Annotated in this window: 18 protein-coding genes and 1 pseudogene; 8 read left to right on the top strand and 11 right to left on the bottom strand. The window is 65.9% G+C overall.

Annotated features, from left to right (window positions below):
- The first annotated feature begins 85 nt into the window (after window positions 1–85).
- The 8 genes from ACW6W5_RS02440 (at window position 86) to acnB (ending at window position 8,835) form a co-directional block, all read left to right on the top strand.
- Window positions 86–1,192 carry a 4-oxalomesaconate tautomerase gene (locus ACW6W5_RS02440; protein ID WP_152150745.1) on the top strand — a complete coding sequence of 369 codons (1,107 nt, stop codon included), beginning with the start codon at window positions 86–88 and terminating at the stop codon, window positions 1,190–1,192.
- Window positions 1,193–1,277: 85 nt separating this feature from the next.
- A complete protein-coding gene (locus ACW6W5_RS02435) occupies window positions 1,278–2,324 on the top strand; it encodes an ABC transporter substrate-binding protein (protein WP_121041034.1) in 1,047 nt (348 codons plus the stop codon).
- Between the two features lie 19 nt (window positions 2,325–2,343).
- On the top strand, window positions 2,344–3,177 hold the full coding sequence (locus ACW6W5_RS02430) for an ABC transporter ATP-binding protein (RefSeq protein ID WP_152150747.1): 834 nt from the start codon (window positions 2,344–2,346) through the stop codon (window positions 3,175–3,177).
- Complete coding sequence (locus ACW6W5_RS02425) at window positions 3,161–3,937, top strand: ABC transporter permease (RefSeq protein ID WP_121036706.1); 777 nt, start codon at window positions 3,161–3,163, stop codon at window positions 3,935–3,937. The genes ACW6W5_RS02430 and ACW6W5_RS02425 overlap by 17 nt, the downstream gene beginning before the upstream one ends.
- A gap of 121 nt (window positions 3,938–4,058) precedes the next feature.
- Window positions 4,059–5,471: an OprO/OprP family phosphate-selective porin gene (locus tag ACW6W5_RS02420; RefSeq protein ID WP_152150749.1), complete on the top strand. Its 1,413-nt coding sequence runs from the start codon at window positions 4,059–4,061 to the stop codon at window positions 5,469–5,471.
- A 98-nt stretch (window positions 5,472–5,569) separates the two neighbouring features.
- Entirely contained in the window at window positions 5,570–5,794 is a 225-nt protein-coding gene (locus ACW6W5_RS02415; protein WP_121036708.1) for an AbrB/MazE/SpoVT family DNA-binding domain-containing protein, read from the top strand.
- 7 nt (window positions 5,795–5,801) lie between these two features.
- Window positions 5,802–6,200 (top strand): type II toxin-antitoxin system VapC family toxin, encoded by a 399-nt coding sequence (locus ACW6W5_RS02410; protein WP_121036709.1) that lies wholly within the window; start codon window positions 5,802–5,804, stop codon window positions 6,198–6,200.
- 49 nt (window positions 6,201–6,249) lie between these two features.
- A complete protein-coding gene (acnB, locus tag ACW6W5_RS02405) occupies window positions 6,250–8,835 on the top strand; it encodes a bifunctional aconitate hydratase 2/2-methylisocitrate dehydratase (RefSeq protein ID WP_152150751.1) in 2,586 nt (861 codons plus the stop codon).
- 96 nt (window positions 8,836–8,931) lie between these two features.
- On the opposite strand, the pseudogene ACW6W5_RS02400 reads toward acnB, so the two are convergent.
- The 11 genes and pseudogenes from ACW6W5_RS02400 to ACW6W5_RS02350 form a co-directional block, all read right to left on the bottom strand.
- Window positions 8,932–9,030: pseudogene (locus ACW6W5_RS02400) on the bottom strand (LysR substrate-binding domain-containing protein); the annotation flags it as partial.
- A gap of 48 nt (window positions 9,031–9,078) precedes the next feature.
- Window positions 9,079–10,317, bottom strand: a complete 1,239-nt coding sequence (locus ACW6W5_RS02395; RefSeq protein WP_152150754.1) for a hypothetical protein — start codon at window positions 10,315–10,317, stop codon at window positions 9,079–9,081.
- Between the two features lie 109 nt (window positions 10,318–10,426).
- The gene (locus ACW6W5_RS02390; protein ID WP_152150756.1) at window positions 10,427–11,497 is read right to left on the bottom strand and encodes a protein-glutamate methylesterase/protein-glutamine glutaminase; all 1,071 of its coding nucleotides are present in this window, start codon (window positions 11,495–11,497) and stop codon (window positions 10,427–10,429) included.
- Window positions 11,494–12,090 (bottom strand): chemoreceptor glutamine deamidase CheD, encoded by a 597-nt coding sequence (cheD, locus tag ACW6W5_RS02385; RefSeq protein WP_123729173.1) that lies wholly within the window; start codon window positions 12,088–12,090, stop codon window positions 11,494–11,496. The genes ACW6W5_RS02390 and cheD overlap by 4 nt, the downstream gene beginning before the upstream one ends.
- A complete protein-coding gene (locus ACW6W5_RS02380) occupies window positions 12,087–12,947 on the bottom strand; it encodes a CheR family methyltransferase (protein ID WP_121036714.1) in 861 nt (286 codons plus the stop codon). Before ACW6W5_RS02380 ends, cheD begins: the two co-directional genes overlap by 4 nt.
- 53 nt (window positions 12,948–13,000) lie before the next feature.
- Window positions 13,001–15,283 (bottom strand): methyl-accepting chemotaxis protein, encoded by a 2,283-nt coding sequence (locus tag ACW6W5_RS02375; RefSeq protein WP_152150758.1) that lies wholly within the window; start codon window positions 15,281–15,283, stop codon window positions 13,001–13,003.
- Between the two features lie 218 nt (window positions 15,284–15,501).
- Window positions 15,502–17,862 carry a methyl-accepting chemotaxis protein gene (locus ACW6W5_RS02370; RefSeq protein WP_121036716.1) on the bottom strand — a complete coding sequence of 787 codons (2,361 nt, stop codon included), beginning with the start codon at window positions 17,860–17,862 and terminating at the stop codon, window positions 15,502–15,504.
- A 96-nt stretch (window positions 17,863–17,958) separates the two neighbouring features.
- On the bottom strand, window positions 17,959–18,342 hold the full coding sequence (locus tag ACW6W5_RS02365) for a hypothetical protein (protein WP_121036717.1): 384 nt from the start codon (window positions 18,340–18,342) through the stop codon (window positions 17,959–17,961).
- 173 nt (window positions 18,343–18,515) lie between these two features.
- A complete protein-coding gene (locus ACW6W5_RS02360) occupies window positions 18,516–19,007 on the bottom strand; it encodes a chemotaxis protein CheW (RefSeq protein WP_121036718.1) in 492 nt (163 codons plus the stop codon).
- 215 nt (window positions 19,008–19,222) lie between these two features.
- Entirely contained in the window at window positions 19,223–20,002 is a 780-nt protein-coding gene (locus ACW6W5_RS02355; protein WP_121036719.1) for a flagellar brake protein, read from the bottom strand.
- 182 nt (window positions 20,003–20,184) lie between these two features.
- Window positions 20,185–22,428, bottom strand: a complete 2,244-nt coding sequence (locus ACW6W5_RS02350) for a methyl-accepting chemotaxis protein (protein ID WP_152150760.1) — start codon at window positions 22,426–22,428, stop codon at window positions 20,185–20,187.
- Window positions 22,429–22,614: the final 186 nt, after the last annotated feature.

Genomic DNA, 22,614 nt, shown 5'->3' with positions numbered 1-22,614 from the left:
AGCAATTCACAGATTAATTATGCTCATGCCAGTATCGGATCACAGAAGTTCATTGATCTGATAGGCGCATCAATCTAGCACACGTATGTCCAACGATCTCACCAGCATTCCCTGCGTTCTGATGCGCGGCGGCACCTCCAAGGGGCCGTTCTTCCTCGCCTCGGACCTGCCTGCCGATACCGCCCGCCGCGATCGCCTGCTGCTGGAGGTCATGGGTTCGGGTCATCCGCTTCAGATCGATGGCATCGGTGGCGGCAACGCCCTGACCAGCAAGGTGGCGATCATTGATCGCGCCAGCCGGCCGGACGCCGATGTCGACTATCTGTTCGCCCAGGTCAAGGTCGAGCAGCGTGTGGTGGATACCTCGCCCAACTGCGGCAACATGCTGGCGGCCGTAGGTCCGTATGCGATCGAGAAGGGCCTGGTGGCTGCGCGCCATCCGCGCACCGAGGTGCGCATCCACAACGTCAATACCGGCAAGATCATCCTGGCCACGGTGGAAACGCCGGGCGGCCAGGTGGTGTACCGCGGTGACACGCGCATCGCCGGTGCGCCCGGTAGTGCAGCACCGGTCCGGTTGTCGTTCCTGGATGCGGCGGGCGCACGCACCGGTCGCCTGCTGCCGACCGGCAATGCGCAGGAACAGATCCACGGGGTGACGGTAAGCCTGATCGATTGCGCGATGCCGATGGTGCTGATGCGGGCGTGCGATCTGGGCCTGCGTGGCGGCGAGAGCCCGGCCGAACTGAATACGAATGGCGCACTGCTGGCGCGGATCGAAGCGATCCGCATCGAGGCCGGTGCACGCATGGGCATTGCCGATGCCGGGGACAAAGTGATTCCCAAGCCGGTGCTGTTGTCGGCCCCTGAACACGGCGGCGACCTACAGGTGCGCTACTTCATGCCCCACCACTGCCATACGGCACTGGCGATCACCGGCGGCGTCGGCATTGCCACGGCGGCCGCCACCGAAGGCACCTTGGCCAACACTTTCGTCGGGTGTGTGGACCTGCCTGTGGGGATTACCCTCGAACATCCGAGCGGTGCCCTGGAGGTGGGCTTGAGCCGCAGCTCGGAGCACGCGCCGGTCGTGGCCAGCGTGGTGCGCACCGCCCGTCGCCTGTTCGAGGGTCGCGTGTTCGCCACCTCGTCTCTGGCGACCGACGCCGCCCAATGGACGTCCGCGGCATGACCTGACTTCGTCGGGAGGGGGCGCCGTGCTGGTGTGCCCTCCGGACCCCTGAAAGCAACAACGCACCACAATCCTGGGAGGGATGATGTACAAGCAGATGTTCAAGGCCGCGCTGGTCGCGGCAACGCTGGCGCTCGCCGCGTGCGGTAAAGGTGACGCCGAAGGCGCCGCCGGTGCGGACAACGCGCCGGTCCGCATCAGCGTCGGCTCCTACAACCTCAACAACCTGCCGTTTTTCATCGCCGATGCGAACGGCTATTTCGACCAGGTCGGGTTGAAGGTGCAGACGGAGAACTTCGCCCAGGGCGGCTCGAAGGTTCTACAGGCCCTGGTGGCCAATTCCACCGATGTGGCGGTGGGCTTCTACGATCACACCATCCAGATGCAGGCCAAGCACAAAGAGGTGGTCGGCTTCGTCCTGCTGTCACGCAACTCGGGCCTGGTGATGGCCGGGCGCGAGGACGGCAGCTTCGACCCGGCGCGGCCGGAGACGATCAAGGGCCAGAAGGTGGGCATCACCGCACCGGGCTCTTCATCGGATTTCTTCGTGCGCCATTTTCTTGCCCAGCACGACATCCCGGTGGACAGCATTGCGCTGATCGGGGTCGGCTCGGGTGCCGCCGCGGTGGCCGCACTGGAGCAGGGCAAGATCGATCTGCTGGTGAACTATGACCCGGCAGCGACGCTGATCACCGAGCGCAAGGTCGGGCGCATCATCATCGATGCACGCAGTGATGAGGGCGCGCGTCAGGTGTACGGCGGGCTGTATCCGACCTCGGTGATGTATGCCAACCAGAGCTTCCTGGACAAGCGTCCGGAAGCGGCGACCAAGATCGCCCGTGCCCAGCAGATGGCACTGCGCTTCATCGCCGACAACACCGCCGAAGACATCGTCGCCGCGTTGCCGGATGCCTACATCTCCGGTGACCGCAAGACCTATGCGCGCGCCGTGGAAAACGCCCGCGCCATCTTCACCACCGACGGCCGCTTCGTTCCTGCCGATCTGGAAACCCCGCTGGCGGTGCTGCGCGAGTTCAACAAGGACGTTGCCGGGACCGAGATCGATCTGTCCAAGACCTATACGAACGCCTTCGTCGAACGTGCCAGCGCCTCGGCGCCGGCCCAACCGTAACCCACAAGGGAGACTCCCCATGGCACTCAATGCCACCGTGCGTCAGTTCAATGGCGCGCCGCAGCTGGAGCCTGCGCAGACCATGGTCAGCATCAACCGCATGACCATGTCCTTCGGCGACTTCACCGCCGTCCGCGATGTCGACATCCAGGTCGGCAATGGCGAGTTCCTCGCCATCGTGGGGCCAACCGGCTGCGGCAAGAGCACCATCCTCAACTCCGTCGCCGGGCTGCTCAAGCCGTCGGCCGGCGAGATCGCCATCGATGGCAAGCCGGTCGCCGGCGTACAGGAGGCGGTTGGTTACCTGTTCCAGCAGGACGCGCTGTTGCCGTGGAAGACGGCGTACCAGAACGTTGAGCTCGGCCTGCGTTTCCGTGGCGTTGCCGACGCCGAACGCAAGCAGAAGGTCAACGCCTGGCTGGCCAAAGTCGGCCTGACCGGTTTCGAGCACCGCTACCCGCACCAGCTCTCCGGCGGCCAGCGCAAGCGCGTGCAGATGGCGCAGGCCCTGATCGTGGAGCCCAAGGTGATCCTGATGGATGAGCCGTTCTCGGCCCTGGACATCCATACCCGGCACCTGATGCAGAACGAGCTGCTGCGGCTGTGGCAGGAAGATCGCCGCTCAGTGATCCTGATCACCCATGACCTGGAAGAGGCGATCGCGCTGGGTGACCGCGTGGTGGTGTTGTCCTCCTGCCCGGCTGCACGGGTCGTGCGCAGTTTCGATGTCGATCTTGAGCGGCCGCGCAACGTTGCCGAAATCAAGCTGGATGAACGTTTCACCGACCTGTACCGCGATATCTGGGCCTGCCTGCGCGGCGAAGTGGAGAAGAGCTATGCACGCCAAGACTGACCGTTTCATCCAGATCGCGCTGGTCGTCACCGTCTTCGGTGGCTGGCAGGCCGGCACCACGCTGGGCATCATCGACCCGTTCTTCTTCCCGGCACCGCTGGATATCGGCCGGCAGATGTATGCCTGGCTGGCTGATACGTCGTTCTACCAGCACGTCTACATCACCCTGACCGAAACCGCGCTGGGCTATCTGATCGGCACCGCGCTGGGCGTGGCCGGCGGTGTGTGGCTCGGCCTGAGCCGTCGTTCGGCGCGCATCCTGGATCCGTTCATCAAGGGCTTCAACGCGATCCCGCGCGTGGTGCTCGCGCCGATCTTCGTGTTGTGGCTCGGCCTGGGGTTGTGGTCCAAGGTGGCTCTGGCCGTGACGCTGGTGTTCTTCACCACCTTCTTCAACGCCATGCAGGGCGTGCGTGAAGTGAACCCGGTCGTGCTGGCCAACGCCCGCATTCTCGGTGCAGGCCGCAGCGATCTGCTGCGCCATGTGTACTTCCCGGCCGCCGCGAGCTGGATTCTGTCCTCGCTGCGTACCTCGGTAGGCTTTGCCGTCGTCGGCGCCATCATCGGTGAGTATCTGGGCGCCTCGGCGGGCCTGGGCTACCTGATCGCACAGGCCGAAGGCAACTTCAACGCGGTCGGCGTGTTCGCCGGCATCATCATCCTGGCCGCGTTCGTGCTGGTCATCGATGCGTTGCTCGACGTGGTCGAGAACCGTCTCATCACCTGGCGCCCGAACGCCCAGCAGTCAGCCACCAGCTGACCGATCGCCCGGCGGCGCCGGCTGTCTGGCCGGCGCCGCTGCTGCTGCGACCTCCCACGTTTTTTCCGCACCCCTGCAACAGGCCAGCACCGGCTGCGTGCCGGTTGGCCGGAGAGACCTCATGCATACGTCCCATGTGCTGCCCCGCGCAGCGCTGTCGGTGGCGCTCGGCCTGCTGTTGGCCAGCGGCCATGCCGGCGCCCAGACTTCCACCGCCCCTGCGCCACTGAGCCAGGCCGAACTCAGCCAACTGGTCCAGCGGCAGGCGCTGCAGATCCAGCAGCTTGAAGCCCGGTTGCGTGCAGTGGAGGGCAATGCTGCGCCGGCCGCTGCACCGGCATTGGAGCAGCGCGTCGCCGCCGTCGAAACGGCCCAGTCCAAGGCGCCGAAGGTATCCTGGTCCAAGGGCGCACCGGAATTCAGCAGTGCCGATGGCGAATCCACATTCCGCCCGCGCGGACGCTTGTTCGTGGATCAATCCAGCACCTCCGGATCCGGATACGGTGCGCGCAACCTGTCGGGCACCGAAATCCGTTCGGTGCGCCTGGGCGCGGAGGGCCGTCATGGCGTTCTGGGCTACGTGGTGGAAGGTGATTTCGCCGACAACGCGGTGGCGTGGAAGTCCGTGTACGCCAGCGTGGATCACACGCTGTTCGGGCAGGCGGCTGACCTGACCATCGGCAATCGCCTCAATGACCGCGGTCTGGATGGCTCCAGCAGTACGTCCAATACGCCGTTCCAGGACCGCAACGTGGTCGGCACACTGATGCTGCCGCAACGCGGCCTGTTCGGTGTCGGTCTGACCGAGCGGGTGTACGGCAACGGATGGCACGCCAGCGTTTCGGTGGCCGGCAACGATCTCAACAACAGCGGCAGCGACAATGACAGTCTGACCTGGGCCACGCGCGTGCACTGGAATCCAGTGTTGGGCAGGAACGCGACCGTGCATCTGGCCGGCTGGGCGTTCCACGAGGAGATATCCGCGGGCGCCTCCGGTGTGCTGCGCTCATCTGCGATCAGTGGTCACTTCAATGACGAGATCAAGATTGCGCCGGGCACGCTGCTCGGCGCCGAACGCAGCAATGCCTGGGGACTGGAAGCCGCAGGCTTCTTCGGGCCGTTCTGGACCAGCGGCGAATGGGGTACCCGCACGCTGCGGGGCGTGGATGCGCGGGGCCGCTATGATCTGGATCATGCGGCGTGGGCGGTCGGGGCAGGGTGGTTCGTTTCCGGCGCGCGGCCGTCGTACTCGGCCAAGGCCGGCACCTGGGGCAAGGTCAAGGTCGCCGAGCCAGTCACCGCAGGCGGGCATGGCGCCTTCGAGCTGAAGGCGCGCTATGAGGATGTCGATTACGCAGAACTCCCCACCGGCGGTACCGGCCGGGCCTGGACGGTCGGCGGCAACTGGTACCTGAACGACTACAGCCGGGTGATGCTGGATGTGGTCCGTTGGCGGACCGACAACCGCGGTGGCGCTTACACCGGTCCTGACGAGGGCACGACCTTCAACACCCGTCTGCAGCTGGTGTTCTGAACGCAGGGCAGGGGGCGCTTGAGCCCCGATCGCCCTGGATGCTGGCGGTATGCCCTCGCAGGTATGTATAATTCGTACATACCGAAGAGGGCCTACCCATGGAAGCCACTGTTGCTGAACGCGGACAGATCACGCTGCCCAAGGCCGTGCGTGATGCCCTGGGGCTGACCAAGGGCACCCAGTTGACCGTGGAGCTGGAAGGCGGCCGGATCATCCTGCGCAAGAGCGTGGACGATGCGATCTCGCGCGCCCGCGGCAAATTCGCACTCGATGGCTTCGAATCGTCCGAGGCCGCGGTGAAGGCTGTCCGTGACGAAGAGTGAGCCCGCCATGATCGCCGTCGATTCGCCGGTGCTGATCGAACTGCTCAGCAACGGCCCGCAGGCCGATGCCGTGGAGGCCTGCCTGCGGCAGAGCCTGGTCGGCGGGCGCGTGGTGGTCTGCGGCGCGACCCTGGCCGAGCTGTGTGCCTCGCTGCGCGGCGGCGCCGAAGTGCTTGAGGCCCTGGAGGAGATGGGGGTCCATTTCAACGCGCTGGAGGCGAAATCCGCCCTGCGCGCCGGCGAGATGCAGCGCCGCCACCGGCAGCGTGGCCAAGGCCGGCGCAGCCTGGACGACTTCATGGTGGGGGCCCATGCACTGCTGCAGTGCGATGGCCTGATCACCTGGAACGACACGTTTTACCGCGACTACTTCAAGGGCCTGAAGCTGATCGTGCCGCACGCCTGAGCCCATACTTTTAAACCGCATTCTTTCAAAGAATCACCCGGGAGTTGTCATGTTGGAAGCCTACCGCCACCACGTAGCCGAGCGCGCCGCGCTTGGCATCCCGCCGCTGCCGCTGAGCGCCCAGCAGACGGCCGACGTCATCGAGCTGCTGAAGAACCCACCCGCCGGCGAAGCCGAGTTCCTGCTGGAACTGCTGACCCACCGCGTGCCGGCCGGCGTCGATGACGCGGCCAAGGTCAAGGCCTCGTACCTGGCCGCGATTGCCCTGGGCAGCGAAGTCAATCCGCTGATCACGCGCGAGCGCGCCACCGAACTGCTGGGCACCATGCTCGGCGGTTACAACGTCGCCCCGCTGGTCCAGCTGCTGGACGACAGCGCCGTGGGTGCCATCGCCGCCGATGCGCTGAAGAACACCCTGCTGGTGTTCGATGCGTTCCACGACGTGCAGGAAAAGGCCAAGGCCGGCAACGCGAACGCCCAGGGCGTGCTGCAGAGCTGGGCCGATGCCGAATGGTTCACCAGCCGTCCGCAGGTGCCGGAAAGCCTGACCATCACCGTGCTCAAGGTGACCGGCGAAACCAACACCGACGACCTGTCGCCGGCCCCGGACGCCACCACCCGCCCGGACATCCCGCTGCACGCCTTGGCGATGCTGAAGAACAAGCGTGATGGCATCGAGCCGGAAGAAGACGGCAAGCGCGGCCCGGTCAAATTCATCGAATCGCTGAAGGACAAGGGCCACCTGGTCGCCTACGTGGGCGACGTGGTCGGTACCGGTTCCAGCCGCAAGTCGGCCACCAACTCGGTGCTGTGGTTCACCGGCGAAGATATTCCGTTCATTCCGAACAAGCGCTTCGGCGGCGTGTGCCTGGGCTCGAAGATCGCGCCGATCTTCTACAACACGATGGAAGACGCCGGCGCGCTGCCGATCGAACTTGACGTGTCGCAGATGAACATGGGCGATGTGATCGAGCTGCGCCCGTACGACGGCAAGGCCCTGAAGGACGGCGCGGTCATTGCCGAGTTCAAGGTGAAGTCCGACGTGCTGTTCGACGAAGTGCGCGCCGGTGGCCGCATTCCGCTGATCATCGGCCGCGGCCTGACCGCCAAGGCGCGTGAAGCGCTGGGCCTGGCCCCGACCGATCTGTTCCGCCTGCCGATGGACCCGCCGGATACCGGCAAGGGCTTCTCGCTGGCGCAGAAGATGGTCGGCCGCGCCTGTGGCCTGCCGGAAGGCCAGGGCATGCGCCCGGGCACCTACTGCGAACCGAAGATGACCTCGGTGGGCTCGCAGGACACCACCGGCCCGATGACCCGTGACGAGCTGAAGGACCTGGCCTGCCTGGGCTTCTCGGCCGACCTGGTGATGCAGTCGTTCTGCCACACCGCCGCGTACCCGAAGCCGGTGGACGTCAAGACCCACCACACGCTGCCCGAGTTCATCTCCACCCGTGGCGGCATCTCGCTGCGCCCGGGCGACGGCGTGATCCACAGCTGGCTCAACCGCATGCTGCTGCCCGACACCGTCGGCACCGGTGGCGACTCGCACACCCGTTTCCCGGTGGGCATTTCGTTCCCGGCCGGCTCGGGCCTGGTGGCCTTCGCGGCCGCCACCGGCGTGATGCCGCTGGACATGCCCGAATCGGTGCTGGTCCGCTTCAAGGGCAAGATGCAGCCGGGCGTGACCCTGCGTGACCTGGTCAACGCGATCCCGCTGTACGCGATCAAGTCCGGTCTGCTCACCGTGGCCAAGGCCGGCAAGAAGAACATCTTCTCCGGCCGCATCCTGGAAATCGAAGGTCTGCCGGAGCTGAAGGTCGAGCAGGCGTTCGAACTGTCCGATGCCTCGGCCGAACGTTCGGCCGCCGGTTGCTCGGTGCACCTGAACAAGGAGCCGATCATCGAGTACCTCACCAGCAACATCACGCTGCTGAAGTGGATGATCGCCGAGGGTTACCAGGACGCCCGTTCGCTGGCGCGCCGCATCGAGAAGATGGAAGCCTGGCTGGCCAACCCGGAGCTGCTGGCCCCGGATGCCGACGCCGAGTATGCCGCCGTCATCGAGATCGACCTGGCCGACATCCACGAGCCGATCGTGGCCTGCCCGAACGATCCGGATGACGTCAAGACCCTGTCCGACGTGGCCGGTGCGGCGATCGACGAAGTGTTCATCGGTTCGTGCATGACCAACATCGGTCACTTCCGCGCGGCCGCCAAGCTGCTGGAAGGCAAGCGCGACATCCCGACCAAGCTGTGGGTGGCCCCGCCGACCAAGATGGATGCTTCGGAGCTGACCAAGGAAGGCCATTACGGCACCTTCGGCACCGCCGGTGCACGCATGGAAATGCCGGGCTGCTCGCTGTGCATGGGCAACCAGGCGCAGGTGCGCGAAGGCGCGACGGTGTTCTCGACCTCGACCCGCAACTTCCCGAACCGTCTGGGCCGCAACTCCAACGTGTACCTGGGTTCGGCCGAACTGGCCGCGATCTGCTCGCGTCTGGGTCGCATCCCGACCAAGGAAGAGTACATGGCCGACATCGGCGTGCTGGATGCCAGCAGCAAGGACATCTACCGCTACATGAACTTCGACCAGATCGAGGACTACCAGGAAGTGGCCGGTACGGTTGCTGCCTGATCCGGGCGCCGGGCGGTGCCCGGCTCCGATGGCCATCGATCGTTGATCGGTGGATGAAAGACGAAAACACCCGGCGCGAGCCGGGTGTTTTTGTAAGAACACGAACTGACCGCGCGACATCAACGTGAGCCAATCTTCTTCGAGCAGAAGACCGCGGGTGATCAATGCCGAAGCGCATTCAATGCTCAGCCATGGCGTCACTCCACTCAACGCTGACCCAAAGGTTGCGCGGCGACGCCATATTTACAGCGGGGGCTTCTGGCTGCGGGCAATCGCATCGTAGTCGGCATCCGGTCGGGTGCAGACTAGCGGCGCTTGCCGGGCCGCTACCGGCAACCGGCTGCCATCGGCGTCCACCCGATGGATGCTCAGCTTGCACGCCCTGCCTGCGGTGTTCATCACCACCTCGTAGTCTTCTCCGGACTTCGGCACGAACTGCGAAGCAAGGTGTCCTGAGCAGAAGTAGCCGCTCAGTCGCATTGCAGCATCAAAGATCAGTGGCTGCCCAGCCTCCACCGCGTACTCGCGATACTTGGGATGCTTCACGCTGCGCAGCGTCTCGGTTTCGGGGATGCCAAGGCTGAGGTTCTGCGCGTCCGGGTCCCCAGCGGGTTCTGTGCGCGAGACGCTCCAGCGCGGGTCGTTGAAGGTCGCGCCGTGATCACTCATGCAACGGGCGTTGGTAAGCATGGTCACGCGCTGGGTGGCTTGGCTGAGCACGCGCACACGTGCAGTTCCGACGCTGCTGCCATCGGCCGCTGGCAACTGTGCAGCAACCGGCGGCTGGGGAAAGTACAGCGGTATCTTGGCGACGAACTGCTGCACACAGGCAGCGGCCAACTCGCGTGACGCGGCGCGCAGACGAGCATAGTCATCGGCCTGCCACTGTTCCATGGTGGCACTGCGGCCCTGATCGTGACACCGCAGCAGTTCATGTGCCGTGCCATCTGGCTGCAACAGGCGCAGCATGCTGAAATGGCGGAGCTCGTAGGGTCGTTCGCCCCGCTTCGTCTCCTGATAGATCAGCGCCCATTCGTTGGCTTCAACCCGCAGGGTCGCCCGGCCGTAAGGAACAGCGTTGGGGAAGACGCTGAAATAGCCATCAAGCCATGACGCCAGCATCGCAGGCATATGTTCTATTGCCGGGCTTGCCACGGCATCAACGTTGGTCCCGCTCAGGTAGTTCTTGTCGAAACGTGTCGTCGAAGAGGCACCGAAGACCTGGCGGACAAACTGACCGCTCTTTGCCGTTGCGCTGATGCGCTCGCCATCGGATGGGTTGACGACGCGCAGCACTACGTCCGGGCGATGTTCGCGATGGACTACGGTTCCTGCCCCGGGGCTGATCTGTACATGCGAGCTCCATTCAGCCGATGGCGCCGTCGAAGGAGCTGCATCGCGGTTGTCGCTGGCGACGACCGGGAGCGGCAGCAGGAAGGTTGAACAGATCAGGTTGCGAAAGTGGTGTAGGCGTAATGCCATGGTGAAGCTCCTTGGGAATCAGACTACGCCTGGTTATCCATCCAGGTCGGTGATGTGAGGGATGACGGGGCAGAGCGCGCGTGGAGCTTCAACGCGACGCTGTTCCACGTCAACCCCGCGCCAACGCCATCAACCGCTCCGCAATCCGCTCCAGCGGCACCATTTCTTCCGCGGCGCCGATCCTCACCGCGCTGCCCGGCATGCCCCAGACCACGCTGGTGGCTTCATCCTGCACGAGGGTGGGGGCGCCGGCGTTGCGAAGATCCAGCAAGCCGCGGGCACCGTCGTCGCCCATGCCGGTCAGGATCGCGCCGATCGCGTTGGCGCCGGCGCTTTCGGCCACCGAGCGGAACAACACGTCCACCGCCGGCTTGTGCCGGTTGATCGGCGGGCCGTCGTCGATCCGGCAGCGCCAGCGGGCGCCGTCGCGGATCACGCGCAGGTGCTTGCCACCGGGCGGCAGGTAGGCGTGGCCGGGCAGGACCGCTTCGCCGTCGCTGGCTTCGCGCACGGACATTGCAGAATGGCGGTCCAGGCGCTCGGCGAACGGGGTGCTGAACTGCGCCGGCAGGTGCTGGGTCATCACCACGGCCGGGGCATCGGCAGGCAGGCCTTCCAGCACCACGCGCAGGGCCTCGGTGCCCCCGGCGGAGGCGCCGATCGCGATCAGGCGGTCGGTGGTGCGGAACTGGATGGAGCGCGGTGTCGCCACCGGCGCCACGGCACCCAGGGTGATCCGCGGCGGATTGGGCCGGGACAGCGGGTGCACGCGCGAGCGTGCGGCCATCTTGACCTTGGCGATGATCTCGTCGGCGTAGCCCTGCAGGCCACGGGCGACATCCAGCTTGGGCTTGGACACGAAGTCCACCGCGCCCAGCGCCAATGCCTGCAGCGTGGTGTCAGCGCCACGCTCGGTCAGCGAGGAGATCATCACCACCGGCAGCGGATGCAGGCGCATCAGGTTTTCCAGGAAGGCCAGGCCATCCATCCGTGGCATTTCCACGTCCAGGGTGATCACGTCCGGCGCCAGGCGCTTGATCTTCTCGCGCGCCAGCAGGGGGTCGGCAGCGGTGCCGACGACCTCGATGCCGGGATCGCTGGCGAGGATCTCGCTCAGCATCTGGCGGACGACCGCCGAGTCGTCGACGATCAGCACTTTGCAGGGCACACCGTGGGTCATTCGAACAGCTCCACGCCGCCGGTGACCGGGGCCTTGGACAGGCGGGCGCGCACGGCCGATTCGGTCGCGGCCACTTCGGCTTCATGCGCGTGCGGCAGGCGCTGCACGACCACGCGGCCGGTATCGGCGAAGAACCACACCTTGCGTGGATGGATGCCGCACAGGTCCTCGGCGATGATTGGAATGTGCTCGGCCTGCAGGTACTGGCGCACGAACTCGGCGTTGCGGGTGCCGACCGGGTTGCTGGTGAAGCCCTTGAGCACGTTGGCCCCGCCGAACACCTTGGCCTCCAGCCGCTTGCGGTGTGCGCCGCGCTTGAGCAGATCGTTGATCAGCAGTTCCATCGCGTAGCTGCCGTAACGCGCGGGCGCGCCATCACCGACGTTGCCCTCGGGCAGCAGGAAGTGGTTCATGCCGCCGATCTTGAGCACTGGATCGCGCAGGCAGGCGGCCACGCAGGAGCCCAGCGTGGTGGTCAGTGCGGTGTTGTCATCCACGGCGAGGTACTGGGTCGGCAGCAGCTTGGCGGCGGTCACCTGGAAGCGGCTGTCGTAGTAGCGCATCACCTCATCGTTGCGGATCGGCAGACTCATACCGGCGCTCCGGGCGCGCGCTTGTACAGGGTGCGGCCGCAGGGCTGGATCAGGTCGGCGGCGTGCAGGTAGTTCTCCGAGTGGCCGGTATAGAGCAGGCCGTCATCGCCCATGTGCTGGATGAGACGCGAGAGGATCCCGCGCTGGGTCGGTTTATCGAAATAGATCATCACGTTGCGGCAGAACAGGGCATCGAACGGGCCGCCGACGTCGTAACGGTTGGCGAGCAGGTTGAGCGGGCGGTAGTCGATGAGGTCACGCAGGGCCGGATTGACCCGGCAATGGCCTTCGTTGGGCCCGGTACCGCGCTGGAAGTAGCGCTTTCGGAGGGCCGGATCCAGCCCGGCGACGCGGTCGATCGCGTACACGCCGCGGCTGGCGGTGGCCAACACCTGGGTGTCCACGTCGGTCGCCAGGATGCGTACCGGCGGTTTGAGCGTGCCAAAGGTCTCGCAGGCCGTGATGGCCATCGAGTAGGGCTCTTCGCCGGTCGAAGCCGCGCATGACCACAGCTGCAGCGTGCCATGGCCGGCGCGAAGGCGCAGTTCCTCGGTGAGCTTCTCGAAGTGGTGTGGTTCGCGGAAGAACGCGGTGAGGTTGGTGGTCAGCGCGTTGGTGAACGCCTGCCATTCGTCACCGCCGTGGGCTTCGAGCTGGTCCAGGTAGTCGCTGAAGCTGCGCATGCCGAGCGCACGCAGCCGCCGCGACAGCCGTCCATAGACCATGTCGCGCTTGGCCGGCGCCAGCGAGATGCCGACGCGCTGGTAGATCAGCTCGCAGACGCGGCGGAAGTCACGGTCGGCGAACTCGAATTCGCGAGCGTTCGGTGAAGCGGCGTTGGCGGGGGGCGTGGACACGGGCGGACTCGCAGGGGAAGGGGGTGCGGCGATCGCGGGATCGCCGCGGGAACTCAGAATGCTTGCCAGTTGCCGTCATCGGCTGGCGTGCTGCGCGGGGTGCGCACCGGGGCGGCGGCACGCGGGGCAGGCGGTGCCGGCGGTACCGGGCGGCTGGGGCGGCGCATCGGGGCCAGCTCGGCAACCGCACGGGCGGTCACGGCACTGACCGCCTGGGCGACCTGATTGTCCAGCCGGAAGATCGCCACCGCATCGGCCAGCTGGGTGGCCTGTTCTTCCATCGCGCGGGCGGCGGCAGTGGCTTCTTCCACCAGGGCGGCGTTCTGCTGGGTGGTCTCGTCCATCTGCACTACGGTCTGGTTGACCTGATCGATGCCGGCGGACTGTTCCTGCGAGGCAGCGGAAATCTCGGCCATGATGTCGGTCACGCGCTGCACCGAGGCCACGATCTCGCCCATGGTGGCACCGGCCTGATTGACCAGCTGCGAGCCCTCGGCGACCTTGCCGACGGAGTCGTCGATCAGGCCCTTGATCTCCTTGGCCGCGCCGGCCGAGCGCTGGGCAAGCGTGCGAACCTCTGAGGCGACCACCGCAAAGCCGCGGCCCTGCTCGCCGGCACGCGCGGCTTCCACCGCGGCGTTCAGCGCCAGGATATTGGTCTGGAAGGCGATGCCGTCGATGACCGAGATGATCTCGGCGATCTTCCTGGAGGAGGTCTGGATCGCGGCCATGGTGGTCACCACTTCGCCGACGACATTGCCTCCCTGGGAGGCCACCGTGTGTGCGCCGATCGCCAGCTGGTTGGCCTGGCGGGCATGTTCGGCATTCTGGCGCACCGTGGAGGTGAGTTCCTCCATCGAGGCGGCGGTCTCTTCCAGGTTGGCGGCCTGCTGCTCGGTGCGGCGCGACAGATCGCTGTTGCCGGTGGCGATTTCACCGGCGGCCAGGTTGATGCTGCCGGCGGCCTCTTGGATCTGGCCGACGATCTGGGTCAGCTGCGCAACGGTGGCGTTGGCATCGTCACGCATGGTGGCGAAGACGCCCTGGAAATCGCCGTGCATGCGCGCGGTCAGATCGCCTTCGGCAATGGCCGACAACAACTGCGAGAGCTTGCCCAGGTTCTCATCGCTGACCTGCATCATCGCGTTGAGGTGACCGATCATCCGGCGGAAATCGTGATCGAAGCGGGCGGCATCGCCCCGCTGGCTGAAATCGCCGGCGGCGGCGGCCGCAGCCAGGCGCTGGATCTCGCCATTGATGCTGCCCAGGTTCTGCTTGACCGCATCGACGGTGCTGGTGATGGCGGCCTTCTCCCCCGGGTAGCGCGCGATATCCGCGCTGAGGTCGCCCTGTGCGTAACGCTGCACCACCGCCAGTACTTCGTCCATGGTCTGCACGTGCGCGCCGACCAGGGTGTTGGTCTCGTGCACCATCAGGCCGTACTCGCCGGGGAAGGCGGTTTCGTCCATGCGGTAGCCGGTGTTGCCGGCGTCATGGCGGCTGGCCATCTCGCGCTGGCCGCTGATCACCGCGTGCAGCTGTTCCTGCATGCGCGCCATGCTTTCCAGCAGGCGGCCGGGTTCGTCATGGGCCTGCTCGCCGATGCGGCTGTCCAGCTTGCCGCGGGCGATGCTCTCGGCCACATGGGTGGCCTGGCGCAGGGGCAGGGTGATGCGGTTGCCGATCAGCCAGCTCAGCGCCAGCACGATCAGCACCACGCCGCCGCCGGTCGCCGCCATGATGGCGGTGAACACCAATGCCTGCTGCTGCACATCGTCCATGTAGACGCCGCTGCTGATCACCCAGTTCCATGGTGCGTACATGCCGGCATAGGCGACCTTCTCCACCACCTTCTCGGTGCCCGGCTTGGCCCACTGGTAGGAGACGAAGCCGCCGCCGAGGCGGGCCATGCCGATCTGGTCGTAGTACACGCGCACCCCGTCATCGGTGCGGTAGTCCTTCATGTCCTGCCCGATCAGCTCCTTGCGGAACGGATGCATGAGCATGCGGTAGTTCGTGTCGTACACGTTGAAGTAGTAGGTGTCGCCGTCGGCACGCATGCTTTCCAGCGCCGTCAGCGCGGCCTGCTTGGCCGCGGCTTCGGTCAGTTCACCGCTGTCCGCCAGCCGGTGGTAGTGCTCCAGGATGCCGTAAGTGAGCTCGACCTGGGTCTTCAGGCTGTCCTTGCGGGTGTCGGTCAGATCCAGGTACTGCATGCGCGCAGCGACCACCGACAGGGCGATGACACCCAGGGCGATCAGCACGGTCAGCAGGTTGAGCTTGCGCCTGACGGACAGGTTGGAGAAATACGGGTTCCAGCGGCGGAATAGATTCATGGGCAGGGCATCTGAGCGGGCAAAAGCACGTGGCGATGCCAGGAGCACGCGGTGGCGATCACCATCCTGGCTGGCCGCGACGACGTGTCGGGCAATGCTGTTATCGGCCGGATCCGGCGAGTATTGAGTGCGTTGCCTATCGGCCATTCAGCCGGCCAACAAAAAACCCCGGTGCCGAAGCACCGGGGCCTGTCATTCACAACACGCCGCAGGGCGGCTTAGAACTCCTGCCAGTCGCCGTCGGCTAGTTCGGTGGCCACCGGGCGCGAGGCCGGGCGACGCACTGCAGCCTGCGCCAGCGGCGCGCGGACGGCGCGCGGCGGGGCTGCCACGACCGGAGCGGGTGCGAGCTCATGCTCGTCCAGCTTGAAGATCGACACCGCATCGGTCAGATGGCCGGCCTGTTCTTCCATCGCACGGGCGGCGGCGGTGGCTTCTTCCACCAGCGCGGCGTTCTGCTGGGTGGTCTCATCCATCTGCACCACGGTCTGGTTGACCTGCTCGATGCCGGCGGACTGCTCCTGCGAGGCCGCGGAGATCTCGGCCATGATGTCGGTCACGCGCTGCACCGAGGCGACGATCTCGCCCATGGTGGCGCCTGCCTTCTGCACCAGCGCCGAGCCATCATTGACCTTGCCGACGGAGTCGTCGATCAGGCCCTTGATCTCCTTGGCCGCACCGGCCGAACGCTGGGCCAGGGTGCGTACTTCGGAGGCCACGACCGCGAAGCCGCGCCCCTGTTCACCGGCGCGTGCCGCTTCGACGGCCGCGTTCAACGCGAGGATGTTGGTCTGGAAGGCGATGCCGTCGATGACCGAGATGATCTCGGCGATCTTCTTGGACGAGGTCTGGATCGCGCTCATGGTCGTGACGACCTGGCCGACCACGTCACCGCCCTGCGAGGCCACGGTGTGCGCACCGATGGCGAGCTGATTGGCCTGGCGGGCATGCTCGGCGTTCTGGCGCACGGTGGACGTCAGTTCCTCCATCGAGGCCGCGGTTTCTTCCAGGTTGGCGGCCTGCTGTTCGGTACGGCGCGACAGGTCACTGTTGCCGGTGGCGATCTCGCTGGCGGCCGAGTTGATCTGCTGGCTGGAGTGCTTGATCCGGGTGACGATGCCGCTGAGCTGCTCGGCGGTGGCGTTGGCGTCGTCGCGCATCCTGGCGAACACGCCCTGGAAGTCGCCGTGCATACGCACGGTCAGGTCGCCCTGGGACAGCGCGGCGAGCAGGTTGGAGACCTGTTCGATGCTGGCCGAGTTGGCATCCAGCAGGCCGTTGAGCTGCTGGGCCAGCTGCAGGAAGAAGCCTTCCTTGCCATCGCTGTCGATGCGGCCGGAGAGGTCGCCGGCTGCGGCCTGGGCGATCACGCGGGCCACTTCGGCTTCCACCAGGGCTTCCGGAGTGCGGTCGCGCCATTCGATGACGTGGCCGACGGTCTCACCCTGTTCGTTGGCGATCGAGGAGATGACCTGGGCGAACTGGGCTTCGCCGAACTGCATCGGGCGGCGGCTGACGCCGTGCTGCTGCAGCTGGGCCAGGGTCTTGGGATCCATTTCGCTGCCGTGCTCCAGCGCGGCGGCCGACTTGCCGATCAGCGAGGCGGCGGCGTCGAAGTCCGGCAGGTCCTTGCGGATGTCGGCTTCGTACTGGCTCAGGGTCTGCTGCAGGGCGCGGTTGCTGTACACGATGGTGTGGTGCGCATCGGTCAGGTAGACGCCAGTGGAGCTGTAATCCAGCGCAGTCCGGATGCGCAGGTTCTCGCGGGCGATGGCCTGGTCGGTTTCGGTACGCTCGCGCAGATCGCGCTGCATGCGCTGCATGGCCTGCAGCAGATCGCCGACTTCATCCTTGCGGCTGACATCGATATGGCCGTCCAGCTTGCCGCTGGCCACATCGTTGGCGACCGAGACGGCGCCGCGCATGCTGCCCACCAGCGAACGGGCAAACAGATACACCAGCACCAGGCCCAGGGCGGCGCCGCCGAGCAGGGTGATGACGGTCAGCGTGGCCGAGGCGGCATAAGTGGATTCGGCTTCTTCGCGGGAGGCGCGCGAGAGGCGGTTGTCTTCGGCGATCAGCGCTTCGAGCGCGGCCGAGGCCTTGCGATGCTTGGCGCGGGTTTCACCGACAAAGGTGTCCACGGCATCGTCGGGCAGGTCCAGCTCGAGCATTTCGGTGACGGCGTCGTAGGACGCCAGCGAGTCCGTCCAATCCTTGGCGAAGGTGTCAAACAGCTTCTTCTGCTGCGGATTGTCGATCAGCGCGGGGTATTTTTTGATCGAGGCATCGATCTGGGTGCGAAGCTCCGCCGCGCGGGACTTGGCTTCGGCCTTGACGTCATCGCTGGCGCGGATGAGGCCCTGGTAAGCGGAGTTGCGGTACTCGCCGACCATGCCACGCAGCTCGCCGGCCATGCGGATGCTGTCCATCCGGGGTCCGGCCAGTTCGGTGGTGACGTTGTTGAGTGAGTGCAGGCCACGATAGGCCACGATGCCCTGCAGCAGCATTACCAGCAGGAGGACGCCGAAAGTCAGCATCAACTTGGGCATCAGTTTGAGGTTGTTGATCCACGGCATGGCAGGTGCGGTCTCCAGTGGCAAGCGCGTCCGGCCGTCGGGGCCGGTTGCAGCGACCACGCCGGCCTGGGCCGGCGTGGCAGGGCGTACGGGGAATTACTTGATGTTGGCCAGCTTCAGGCCGGCCGGCGAGCTGACTTCGATTTCAGCGCGCGAGGCATCGCGGGCGATCTTGCCGATCACGCAGACGGTCTTGCCTTCCAGCGATTCCAGCGGGAAGCTGAACTTGTCGCGGTTGGCGCCGGCGATGCGGGCCGAGAAGGTGTGGCGCGGGAAAGCGCCGCCCATGTACAGGAAGGTCGGCTGGCCTTCAGAGCCTTCGGCGTACCGGGCCTTTTCGACCTTGCCGCAGACCATGCCGTCCTTGCCGACCGAGCGCGGGGCCATTTCCGGCGGAATCATTTCACCGGACTGGGCGAATGCAGTAGAGGTGGAAGAGGCGATCACGGCGACCGAGAACAGGGCAAGCAGGGACTTCATCGGGAAGATTCTCCGGGGATATGGGTAGTTGGCCCGGCCATGGGCGATCCAGTGCAGCCGGGTTCTGAAACCAGCTATCGGCCGGTCCGGGCGGAACTGAAGCACGTTTTTTCGTCAGTGGCCGCCACGGTACGTACCGGGCGCAGACAGCGCTTTGTTCTGTGACGTATGTCTCAGGCTGCGACGTCGTCGATGACCGGGGCCTGGCCCATGTCGGCGCTGTCGAGCAGGGTTTCGATATCCAGCAGGATCAGCATGCGATCGTCCTGGGTGCCGATGCCGGAGATGAAGCGGGTATCGACGGCGGCGCCGAACTCGGGCGTCGGGCGGATCTGATCGGCAGCCAGCGGGATGACGTCGGAGACGCTGTCGACGACGATGCCGACGACGCGGTCTTCGACGTTGAGCACGATCATGACGGTGAAGGCGTCGTAGGTGGCATTTTCCAGGCGCAGCTTGAGGCGCAGGTCGATGACGGGGACGATGGTGCCGCGCAGGTTGATGACGCCTTTGATGTAGTCCGGGGCATCGGGGACGCGGGTGACGGAGTCGTAGCCGCGGATTTCCTGGACTTTGAGGATGTCCACGCCGTAGTGCTCGGCGCCGAGGGTGAAGCTGAGGTATTCGCCGCCGTCGCTGGCGGCGTTGGTATTCTTGTCGTTCATCGAGGGGTCCTGGGTCGGGCGTGGCGGTCGAATAACCGGGGGTCACGCTGGATATCGGCCTGGCCGGGGGCGACTTTAGGGTGCTTGGCGAGAGCAACGGCGTTGGCGGTGCTGCGTTCGGCGGCTGGGCTGGTGTGGGTGGGGGCGTGTCCCGCCAACCCACCCGCGCCGACCCAGTCACGCAGCATCAAACCGCCGAGCAGTTGAGGCAGCCATCAACTCTCCCCATTCTTCCTCGCACTGCGCTGCCGGTCGATGCGGAAGATGTAGCGCTGGATCGCGCTGTCGCCACCGCGCGGGAGGTCGTCGAAGCGCATGCCGATGCGCTTCATCTCGACACCGTTGGGCAGCTTGACCGCCAACTGGTTGCAGACGATCAGCGAGACATGCAGCGGGCTGCCGTCGGGGAGGTCGAGCTGGGCGGCGTAGCGTTTCTGCAGGGAGAATACGTTGCAGTCCACCGGCACCGTGACGGCCAGGCCGCCGCCGCTGATGTCCACCACGCGCAACTGCAGGATCTCACTGCGGTCTTCGTTGATCGGGAACTGCAGGTGGGGCGAATCGGTGATCGGCGTTTCCAGCCGGTACAGTTCGCGGCGCTGCAGGTGCACCAGCTCGTCGGGGAAGGGCACGCGGAAAGCAACATGCCCTTCGTTGCGAACGCGTTCCAGGCCATCCAGGCGGAAGCGCACCATCACCCGGTCCAGCTGGGCGAAGCAGAGCAGGTGGCCGGCGTCTTCGGCGGCGCGGTTGGCGGGCTCGGACGGGCTGCCGTCCAGCAGCAGCCAATCGTCGTCTTCGTCCAGTTCCAGCACCGCGGTGGGGAAGGATTGATCGCGGCCGCCCAGATGGGCGTTGATCAACGAACGCTGGTCGATCAGCGCCTGCAGCAACTGCCGGATCTGGCGGGGATTGCGGACCAGGTACCTGTCATCCGTGCCGTCGTCGTGCGCGGCATGGGATCGGTCGTGTGCGTCGAGGCTGCCTTCGGACATGGAATCTGCTGAGTTGGGCGGGTGCTGGCATGCGTAGATGCCGGGGCTCAGTCCGTTTATCGGCAGTAGTTCACATTTATGTAGGGGAATTGTGCGGCTGTGGCGTGGCATGGCACCGGCGAAACGACGACACCCCGCCGGAGCGGGGTGTCGAAGGTCGATCGATCACGTGCCGAACGCGATCAGAATTCCTGCCACTCGGTATCGTTGGCCAGGGCCGGTTCACGGCTCATGACACGGCGGGGCGCGGCCACCACGCTGCGCGGCTTGGCCGGTGCCGCAGCGCGCGGCGGGGCGGGTGCGCGGATGACGGCTGCGGGTGCTGCGTGCGCCTGGCCCTCCAGCTTGAACAGCGCGACCGCATCGGTCAGATGGCCGGCCTGTTCTTCCATCGCACGGGCAGCGGCGGTGGCTTCCTCCACCAGCGCGGCGTTCTGCTGGGTGGTCTCATCCATCTGCACCACGGTCTGGTTGACCTGCTCGATGCCGGCGGACTGCTCCTGCGAGGCCGCGGAGATCTCGGCCATGATGTCGGTCACGCGCTGCACCGAGGCGACGATCTCACCCATGGTAGCGCCGGCCTGGTTGACCAGTTGCGAGCCTTCGGCGACCTTGCCGACCGATTCGTCGATCAGGCCCTTGATCTCCTTGGCCGCGCCGGCCGAGCGCTGGGCCAGGGTGCGCACTTCGGAGGCGACGACCGCGAACCCACGACCCTGCTCACCGGCACGGGCGGCTTCCACCGCGGCGTTCAGCGCCAGGATGTTGGTCTGGAAGGCGATGCCGTCGATCACGGTGATGATGTCGGCGATGCGGCGCGAGGAGGCGTCGATCTCGTGCATGGTGCTGACCACGCGGCCCACCACATCACCGCCCTGCGACGCGACCGAGTGCGCGCCGATGGCAAGCTGGTTGGCCTGACGGGCGTGTTCGGCGTTCTGGCGCACGGTGGAGGTCAGTTCCTCCATCGAAGCCGCGGTTTCTTCCAGATTGGCGGCCTGCTGCTCGGTACGGCGCGACAGATCGTTGTTGCCCGAGGCGATCTCGCCGGCCGCGGTGCTGATGCTGGAGGACGCCTGCTGGATGCGCCCGACGATCTGGGTCAGCTGGGCGACGGTAGTGTTGGCATCGTCACGCATCGAGGCGAACACGCCGTGGAACTCGCCCTGCATGCGCGCGGTGAGGTCGCCGTTGGCGATGGACTGCAGCAGATGCGAGAGCTGGGACAGATTGCCGTCGGCGACCTGCATCATCGTGTTGAGGTGCTCGATCATGACCCGGAAGTCGTGGTCGAAGCGCGTCGCATCGCCACGCTGGGTGAAGTCACCTGCAGCAGCGGCCTGGGCCAGCGACTGGATCTGGGTGTTGATCGCCAGCAGGCTCGCCTTGGCCGCATCCATTGATTCGTGCAGGATCGCGCGGGTGCCGGGCAGGCGGCGGGCGTTCGGCGAGAGGTCGCCGGCGGCGTACTGGTTCAGGACGTTGATCGCGTCCTTGATTGAATCCAGGTGCTCGAAGATCACCGTGTTGATGCCAACGGCCAGCTGGCCATACACGCCCGGGAAATCTTCCGGAATACGGTGGCTGATGTCCGGGCCGGCGTGCATTTCCACCATCTGCTGGGTCTGCTCGGAGAAGCGGCGCAGCATCACGGTCATGTCGCGGGTGGCGGTCAGCATCTTGCCGGCTTCATCCTTGCTGGTGGCCTGGATGTTGACCGACAGATCGCCACGGGCGACCGACTGGATGGCGTGTACGGCCTGGCCGAGCGGGCGGGTGATGGCGCGCGAGATCACGACGCCCATCACGGCAGCCAGCAGCGACAGCAGCACGATGCAGCCGATGATCGCGTAAACGCTGTTCTGGTGCGTGGCGTTGGCGCTCTCGATGCGGCTGGCCATCACGCCGTTGCTGAACTCACCCAGGTCCTTGAGCGCGGCGAACAGCGCACGGCGCGCCGGGCGCGATTGTTCATCGGAAATCTGCTGGGCAGTGACGCCGTCGCCGGCGGCGATGGCATCCTTGATCAGGCCGTTGGCCTTGAAGTAATCGGCGGTGCGGGCGGCAACCACTTCGTACAACTGACGTTCCTTGTCGCCGGCCGGCAGCAGCGCGTAGGCAGCCAGCTCGGCGTTGACGATCTTGCCGGTGTCGGCCATGCGCTTGTCGTAGTCGGCGACCGACTCCGGCTTGTCCAGCACGGTCAGCTGGGCCATTTCGTAGGTGCGGAACTCGCCGAGCTGCGCACGCACTTCGCCCAGGTGCTGCACGGAGGGAATGTCGTTGGTGCTCATCGCGCGCAGCTGGGCGTTGGCTTCGCCCAGGCGGAGCAGGGCGAAGCTGCCCAGGGCCAGTGTCATCAACGTGGTGAGGGTGAAGCCTACCGCCAGCTTGCGGGCGATGGGCAGGTCGTGGAACCACTTCATGATTGGAACTCCGGGCAGGGCAGTGACGCACAGCCGTGGGGTGCTGGGCGGAATCAGCGGGGATGGGAGAGAGTGGAGCGGAGGAGCGCGACGGTTGCCGTAGTCGCTACTTCGGATAGCGGCGCTGATCGACCGCAACTTGATAGTGCTGCGTCACATTTTTTTCACGTTCGCCATCACGGTTCA

It is taken from the genome of Stenotrophomonas sp. IS26, assembly GCF_054188265.1.
This window is presented reverse-complemented; position numbering and strand designations above follow the sequence as displayed.